This window comes from Streptomyces sp. HD, assembly GCF_028369295.1.
Taxonomy (GTDB): domain Bacteria; phylum Actinomycetota; class Actinomycetes; order Streptomycetales; family Streptomycetaceae; genus Streptomyces.
The window spans coordinates 40,022-47,399 of the sequence record NZ_JAQMYP010000066.1; the positions used below are offsets into that span (position 1 = coordinate 40,022).

The 7,378-nt window shown below is 75.4% G+C and carries 1 pseudogene; it reads right to left on the minus strand.

What is annotated here, in order from left to right:
* Nucleotides 1-35 precede the first annotated feature (35 nt).
* A pseudogene (locus tag POF73_RS40535) lies at nucleotides 36-7,262 on the minus strand (type I polyketide synthase); the annotation flags it as partial.
* Between the last annotated feature and the right edge of the window lie 116 nt (nucleotides 7,263-7,378).

The window sequence follows — 7,378 nt, forward strand, 5'->3', positions numbered from 1 at the left end:
CTTCCGGCTCTTGCCAAGGATGCGCCGACGTGCCGTCACGCCGACCCGAACTGCTGGTCGATGAAGTCGAAGAGGTCGTCGTCGTCGGCTGCGTCGATCCGCTCCTCGACCGCCACCGACGTGGCGCCGTCATGGTCACCGCTGCCGCCGTCGGCCGAGGTGAGTCCGACCCCGGCGGGTCCGGCCACCTCCAGCGTGGACAGCAGCCCGCGCAGCCGGTCGGCCAGTGCGGTGCGGACCGCCTCGTCCCCGGCGATCTCTGCCAACGCGCCCTCCAGCCGTTCGAGTTCGGCCAGCATCGGCTGTACGGTCGCCGCGGCCCCCGGGGAGGTCTCCTCCCGCAGATGGCGGGCCAGCCCGATGGGGGTCGGGTAGTCGAACAGCAGGGTGGCGGGCAGCCTGAGTCCGGTGGCCGTACCCAGCCGGTTGCGCAGTTCGACGGCGGTCAGCGAGTCGAATCCCATCTCCAGGAAGCCCCGTTCGGCATCCACGGCGTCGGAGTCCGCGTAGCCGAGTACGGCCGCCGCCTGGTCGCGGACGACGTCCACCAGCACCGCGAGCCGTGCCTCGGCGTCCAGCTCCGCGAGCCGGCGGCGCAGCCGCTCGGCGGGTGCGGTGCCCTCGGCCTTGGCGGTGGCCGTACGGCGGCCGGGGGCGGGCTTGACGAGGGACCGCAGCAGGGCCGGGACCTCCCCGTCGGGCGTCCGCAGCCCGGCGGTGTCGAAGCGGGCCGGGACCAGCACCGCCCGGTCGGCGGCGACGGCGGCGTCGAACAGGTCGAGGGCCTGCTCGGACGGCATCGGGACGACTCCGCCGCGCGCCATCCGCAGCAGGTCGGCCTCATCCAGCTTGCCGGTCATCGCCGACCGCTGCTCCCACAGGCCCCACGCCAGCGACTGGGCGGGCAGCCCCTCGGCCCGCCGCCGTCGGGCGAAGGCGTCGAGGAAGGCGTTGGCCGCCGCGTAGTTGCCCTGCCCCGAGCCGCCGAAGATGCCGGCCAGCGAGGAGTACAGCACGAAGGCGCGCAGTTCGCTGTCCCGGGTCAGTTCGTGCAGATGCAGCGCGGTGTCGACCTTGGCGGCGAGCACCGTGTCGAGGCGTTCCTGGGTCAGGGAGCCGATGACGCCGTCGTCGAGGACGCCCGCGGTGTGCACCACCGCGGTCAGCGGGTGCTCGGCGGGGACCCTGGCGAGCAGGGCGGCCAGCGCCTCCCGGTCGGAGGTGTCGCAGGCGACCAGTTCCGCGCGGGCACCGAGCGCGGTCAGGTCGTCGACGAGTTCCCGGGCGCCGGGCGCGTCCGGGCCACGACGGCCGACGAGCAGCAGGTGCCGGGCACCGTGCCGGTCCGCCAGGTGCCGGGCGATCAGGCCGCCGAGCGCGCCGGTGGCGCCGGTGACCAGGACGGTGCCGTCCGGGTCGAGCAGCGTACCGGTGTCGCCGTCCGCCGTCTGCGTCACCGGCACACGGACCAGCCTCGGCATCCGCGAATCGCCCTTGCGCAGGGCGACTTGCGGCTCTTCCTGAACGGCCGCCGCGGGCAGCGCGCGGTACGACTCCTGGGCGCCGTCCCAGTCGAGGAGTACGAACCGCCCCGGGTTCTCGCTCTGTGCCGTGCGCACCAGGCCCCAGACGGCCGCGGCCACCGGGTCGGGCGCCCGGTCGCCGTCGTGCACGGTCACGGCATGCCGGGTGACCAGGACCAGCCGGGTGGCGTTGAAGGTGTCGTCGGCGAGCCAGCCCTGCAGCAGCCGCAGGACCCGCCCGGTCGCGCGGCACACGGCGGCGGCCAGGTCGGTGCTCACCGGCTGTCCGGCATCGTCGCCGAGGCCGGGTACAGCGGCGAGCACCGTGCCGGGCACCGGTATGTCCCCCGCGGTGACGGCGCGGGCGAGGTCGTCCAGGCCGGGGTGGTGGACGGCCGCGAGCCCGGCGGCCGTGAGGGCGTTCGCGAGGGCGGGGTCGCCGTCGCCGTCCAGGACGGCCCAGCCCGCGGAGGCGGGCCGGGCGGGTGCCGCGGCCGGGGTCACCCACTCCAGTTCGTGCAGATGGCGGGCGGCGGTCCGGGCGTCCGCGAGCTGTCCGGCGGGCAGCGGGCGCAGGGTCAGCCCGGTCACCGTCGCGACGGGGGTTCCCGCCGGATCGGTGACGCTGAGCGCGACCGTGTCGGGTCCGGCCGGGGCGAGACGCACCCGCAGCTCGTCGGCTCCGGGGGCGTGCAGCCGTACGCCGGCCCAGCTGAACGGCATCACCGCGGTGCCGGCCGCGGCCGTCAGCCCGACGGTCTGCAGGGCGGCGTCCAGCAGGGCCGGGTGCAGCCCGTAGCGGGCGGCGTCGCCGGCCTCGGCGGGCAGTCGGACCTCCGCGTACACGTCCTCGCCCAGCTTCCAGGCGGCGGTCAGGCCCTGGAAGGCGGGGCCGTAGGCGAAGCCGCCCGTGGCGAAGCGGTCGTAGAGCCCGTCAATGGCGACCTCCTCGGCGCCCTGCGGCGGCCACACGTCGAGCGGGGCGCCGCCGTCCGGATCGGGCGTGCGGGTGAGCTGCCCGACGGCGTGGCGGGTCCAGGGCTCGTCGTCGGCCGCGTCGTCCGGGCGGGAGTGCACGGTCACCCCGCGCGCTCCCTGCTCGTCGGGCTCGCCGACGGTGACCTGGAGGTGGACGGCACCCTGTTCGGGCAGCACGAGCGGCGCCTCCAGGGTGAGTTCGTCGACGGCGGCGCAGCCGACCCGGTCGGCGGCCAGCAGGGCCAGTTCCAGGAAGGCGGTGCCGGGCAGGATCGCGGTGCCGGAGACCGCGTGGTCGGCGAGCCAGGGGTGGCTGTCGAGCGACAGCCGTCCGGTGAGCAGATAGCCGTCGCCGCCCGCGAGCGCCGTGCCGGCGGCGAGCAGCGGATGCTCCCCGGCGGCGAGCCCGGCCGCGGCGAGGTCCGGCGCGCCCGGGTCGGCGTCGAGCCAGTAGCGGGCGCGCTGGAAGGCGTACGTCGGCAGTTCGGCCCGGCGCACCGGACGACCGGCGAAGTACCCGGCCCAGTCGGGGCTCGTGCCGTGGACGTGCAGGGTGGCAAGGGCGGTGGTGACCGCGGTCTGTTCGGGCCGGTCACGGCGCAGCAGCGGGGTGACCACGGCGGCCTGCGGGTCGGCGAGGCAGTCGCGGGTCATGGCGGCGAGCACACCGTCCGGGCCCAGTTCGAGGTACGCGGTCACGCCCTGCCGCTCCAGCGTGGCGACGGCGTCGGCGTACCGGACCGTGCCGCGCACGTGGCGCACCCAGTAGTCGGCGTCCTCCAGCTGTCCGGAGTCGGCGAGTTCGCCGGTGAGGTCGCAGACGACGGGCACGGTCGGCGCGGCGTACGTCATCTCGCGGGCGACGGCCGCGAAGCCGGCCTGCATCGGCTCCATCCGCGGTGAGTGGAAGGCGTGCGACACCGTCAGCCGCTTGGTGCGCAGCCCGGCCTCCCGCCAGGCCTCGGCCAGTTCCGCCACGGCCTCCTCGTCACCGGAGACGACCACGGACGCCGGGCCGTTGACGGCGGCGACGGACACCCGGTCCTCGTAGGTGCGCAGCGCCTCGGTGACCTGCGCCTCGTCGGCCTGTACGGCCAGCATGGCGCCGCCGTCCGGCAGTTGCTGCATCAGCCGGCCACGGGCGGCGACGAGACGGCAGGCGTCGGTGAGGTCGAGCACTCCGGCCACATGCGCGGCGGCCAGCTCGCCGATGGAGTGGCCGACGACGACGTCGGGGCGCAGCCCCCAGTGTTCCAGCAGCCGGAACTGGGCCACTTCCAGAGCGAACAGCCCGGCCTGTGTGTAGGCGGTGCGGTCCAGCAGCTCGGCGTCCGGGGTGCCGGCCGGGGCGAACAGCACCTCCTTCAGCGGCCGTTCGAGTTCGCGGTCCAGTTCGGCGCAGACGGCGTCGAGGGCGTCGGCGAACACGGGGTACGCGGCGTACAGATCACGGCCCATACCCGGCCGCTGGCTGCCCTGGCCGCTGAAGAGGAACGCGGTGCGCCCGCTGCGGCGCCGCACCCCGCGTACCAGTCCGGGCGCCTCCCGTTCCTCGGCCAACGCCCTTACGGCGGTGAGGAGTTCGTCCCGGTCCTGGCCGACGAAGGCAGCCCGGTGGTCGAACGCGGCGCGGCCGAGGGCGAGTGAGTGCGCGATGTCGACGGGCGCGGCACCGCCCTGGCCCTCCGGGTCCGCCAGATGGGCCAGCAGACGGGCGGCCTGCGCGCGCAGGGCGTCGGCACTCCGCCCGGAGAGCACCCAGGGGACCACGTCGCCGGAGGGAACAGGGACGGGCGCCCCCTCCGGCGACGCGGCGTTCTCGGCGGGCGGCTGTTCAAGGATCACGTGGGCGTTGGTGCCGCTGATGCCGAACGCCGACACCCCGGCCCGGCGCGGGCGGCCGCTGTCCGGCCACTCGACGGCCTCCGTGAGCAGCGACACCGCACCCTCGGTCCAGTCGATCTGTGTCGACAGCCGCTCCGCGTGCAGGGTGCGCGGCAGCATCCCGTGCCGCATCGCCAGCACCATCTTGATCACACCGCCGACACCGGCGGCGGCCTGGGTGTGCCCGATGTTGGACTTCAGGGCGCCCAGCAGCAGCGGCCGGTCCTCCGGCCGGTCCTGCCCGTAGGTCGCCATCAGTGCCTGCGCCTCGATGGGGTCGCCCAGCTTGGTACCGGTGCCGTGCGCCTCGACGGCGTCCACATCGGCCGGGGAGAGCCCGGCGGAGGCCAGCGCCTGCCGGATGACCCGCTGCTGCGCGGGTCCGCTCGGCGCGGTGAGGCCGTTGCTGGCGCCGTCCTGGTTGACCGCGGAACCGGCGAGCACCGCCAGGACGGGATGGCCGGCTCGGCGGGCGTCGGACAGCCGCTCCAGGAGCACCACGCCGACGCCTTCGGCCCAGCCGGCGCCGTCGGCGTCGTCGGAGAAGGCCTTGCAGCGGCCGTCCGGGGACAGTGCCCGCTGCCTGCTGAACTCGATGAAGGTGTCCAGCGCGGAGATCACCGTGACCCCGCCCGCCAGCGCCATGGTGCACTCGCCGGTGCGCAGCGCCTGGGCGGCCATGTGCAGCGCCACCAGGGACGAGGAGCAGGCGGTGTCGACCGTGACGGCCGGACCCTCCAGTCCGAAGGTGTACGAGATCCGCCCGGAGGCCACGCTGCCGGCGCTGCCGGTGGCCAGGTAGCCCTCGAAGTCCTTCGGTGCGTGCTGCACGCGGGAGCCGTAGTCGTGGTAGTTGGAGCCGACGAACACGCCGGTGCGGCTGCCGCGCAGCACGGCCGGGTCGATGCCGGCCCGCTCGATCGCCTCCCACGACGTCTCAAGGAGCAACCGCTGCTGCGGGTCGACGGCCAGCGCCTCGCGCGGGCTCATACCGAAGAACTCGGGGTCGAAGTGGTGCGCGTCGTAGAGGAATCCGCCGCCGCGGGCGTAGAAGGTGCCCGGACGGTCCGGGTCGGGGTCGTAGGTGCCCTTGAGGTCCCAGCCACGGTCGTCCGGGAAGACCGACACCGCGTCGCCGCCCTGCGCGAGCAGCCGCCACAGTTCGTCCGGGCCGTCCGCTCCGCCCGGGTAGCGGCAGGCCATCGACACGATCACCACCGGGTCGTCGTCCACCGCGACCGGCCGGGAGGAGGCCACCGGCACCGGGTCGGCGGCCGTGCCGAACAGGTCCTCGTGCAGCTTGGCCGCGAGAGCGGTGGCGGTGGGGTGGTCGAAGACCAGGGTGACCGGCAGCCGCAGCCCGGTGGCCTCGGCGATGGTGTTGCGCAGGGCCACCGCGGTGAGCGAGTCGAAGCCGAGGTCGCGGAACGCCCGCTCCTCGTCGACGTCCTCGGCACCGGAGTACCCGAGCGCCCCGGCGGCCAACTTCCTCACCAGAGCGAGGAGTTCACGCCGCTGCTCGTCGTACGGCAGGGACGCGAGCCGTGCCGTGAGCGGGTTGCCGTCGCCGCCGGCGCCGTCTGACGCGGGCGTGGTGCGCGCCGCCAGGGCGGCCCGCACCTCGGGCAAGTCGGCGAGCACCCGGGCGGCCCCGTCGGAGTGGGCGAACGCATACGTCTCCCACCGTACGTCGGCCACGGCCAGCACCGGCTCCTCGCCGGACACGGCCTGCTGAAGCGCCGTCAGAGCTGACTCCGGGTCCATGGCGGGCATACCGGAACGGGCCAGCCGCTCGCCCGTCTCCCCGGACGCGAGGCCACCGCCACCCCACGCGCCCCAGCCGACCGACGTGGCGGGCAGCCCGTCGGCGTGCCGCTGCCGGGCGAGTGCGTCGAGGAAGGCGTTGGCGGCGGCGTAGCTGCCCTGGCCGGGGCCGCCGAGCGTGCCGGCGAGCGAGGAGAACAGGACGAACGCGTCCAGTTCCAGGTCCCGGGTCAGCTCGTGCAGGTGCAGGGCGGCGGCCACCTTGGGCCGCAGCACGGTCTCGGCGCGCTCGGGGGTGAGGGCGTCCAGCACACCGTCGTCCAGCACCCCGGCCGCGTGCACGACCGCGGTGAGCGGCTGGTCCTCCGGTACGGCGGCCAGCAGCGCCGCCAGCTGGTCACGATCGGCGGCATCGCACGCGGCCAGTGTGACGCGGGCCCCCAACTCGGTCAGCTCCGCCTCCAGTTCGGCCGCGCCGGGCGTGTCCGGGCCCCGGCGTCCGGCCAGCAGCAGATGGGCCGCGCCGTTGCGGGCCAGCCAGCGGGCCACCTGGGCACCCACGCCCCCGGTTCCGCCGGTCACCAGCACCGTGCCGCTCGGCTTCCAGTCGGCGGGCGCGGGCTCCGCCAGCGCGGCCCGCACCAGCCGCCGCGCGAACAGCCCGGAACCGCGTACGGCCACCTGGTCCTCTTCGACGGCTCCGGACAGGGCGGCCACCAGTCGGGCGACGGCACGGTCGTCCAGCTCCTGCGGCAGGTCCACCAGTCCGCCGAAGCGCTGCGGGTACTCCAGAGCGGCGATCCGGCCGAGCCCCCAGGCCTGCGCCTGGCCGGGTGCGGCCAGCCGGTCGGCACGCCCCGTGGACACGGCGCCCCGGGTGGCGATCCACAGCGGAGCGGCCACGCCGGCATCGCCGAGCGCCTGCACCAGGGCCGCGCTGAGGGCGAGTCCGTTGTCGAGCGGACTGCCGGGAGCGTACGGCGACTCGTCCAGCGCCAGCAGGGACAGGACACCGGCCGGCGTGCGGGGACCGTCGGCACCGTTCACGGCGGTGCCGACCAGAGCGGTGAGCTGCTCCCGGTCGACGCCGGGGGCCACCTCGATGGTGGTCACCTCGGCTCCGTGACCGGCCAGACCGTTGGTGAGGGAGGTGGTGAGGTCGGTGTCGGGGTGTCCCTGCGGGACGACGAGCAGCCAGCGGCCGGTCAGCGCCGCGGCGGCGGCCCGGG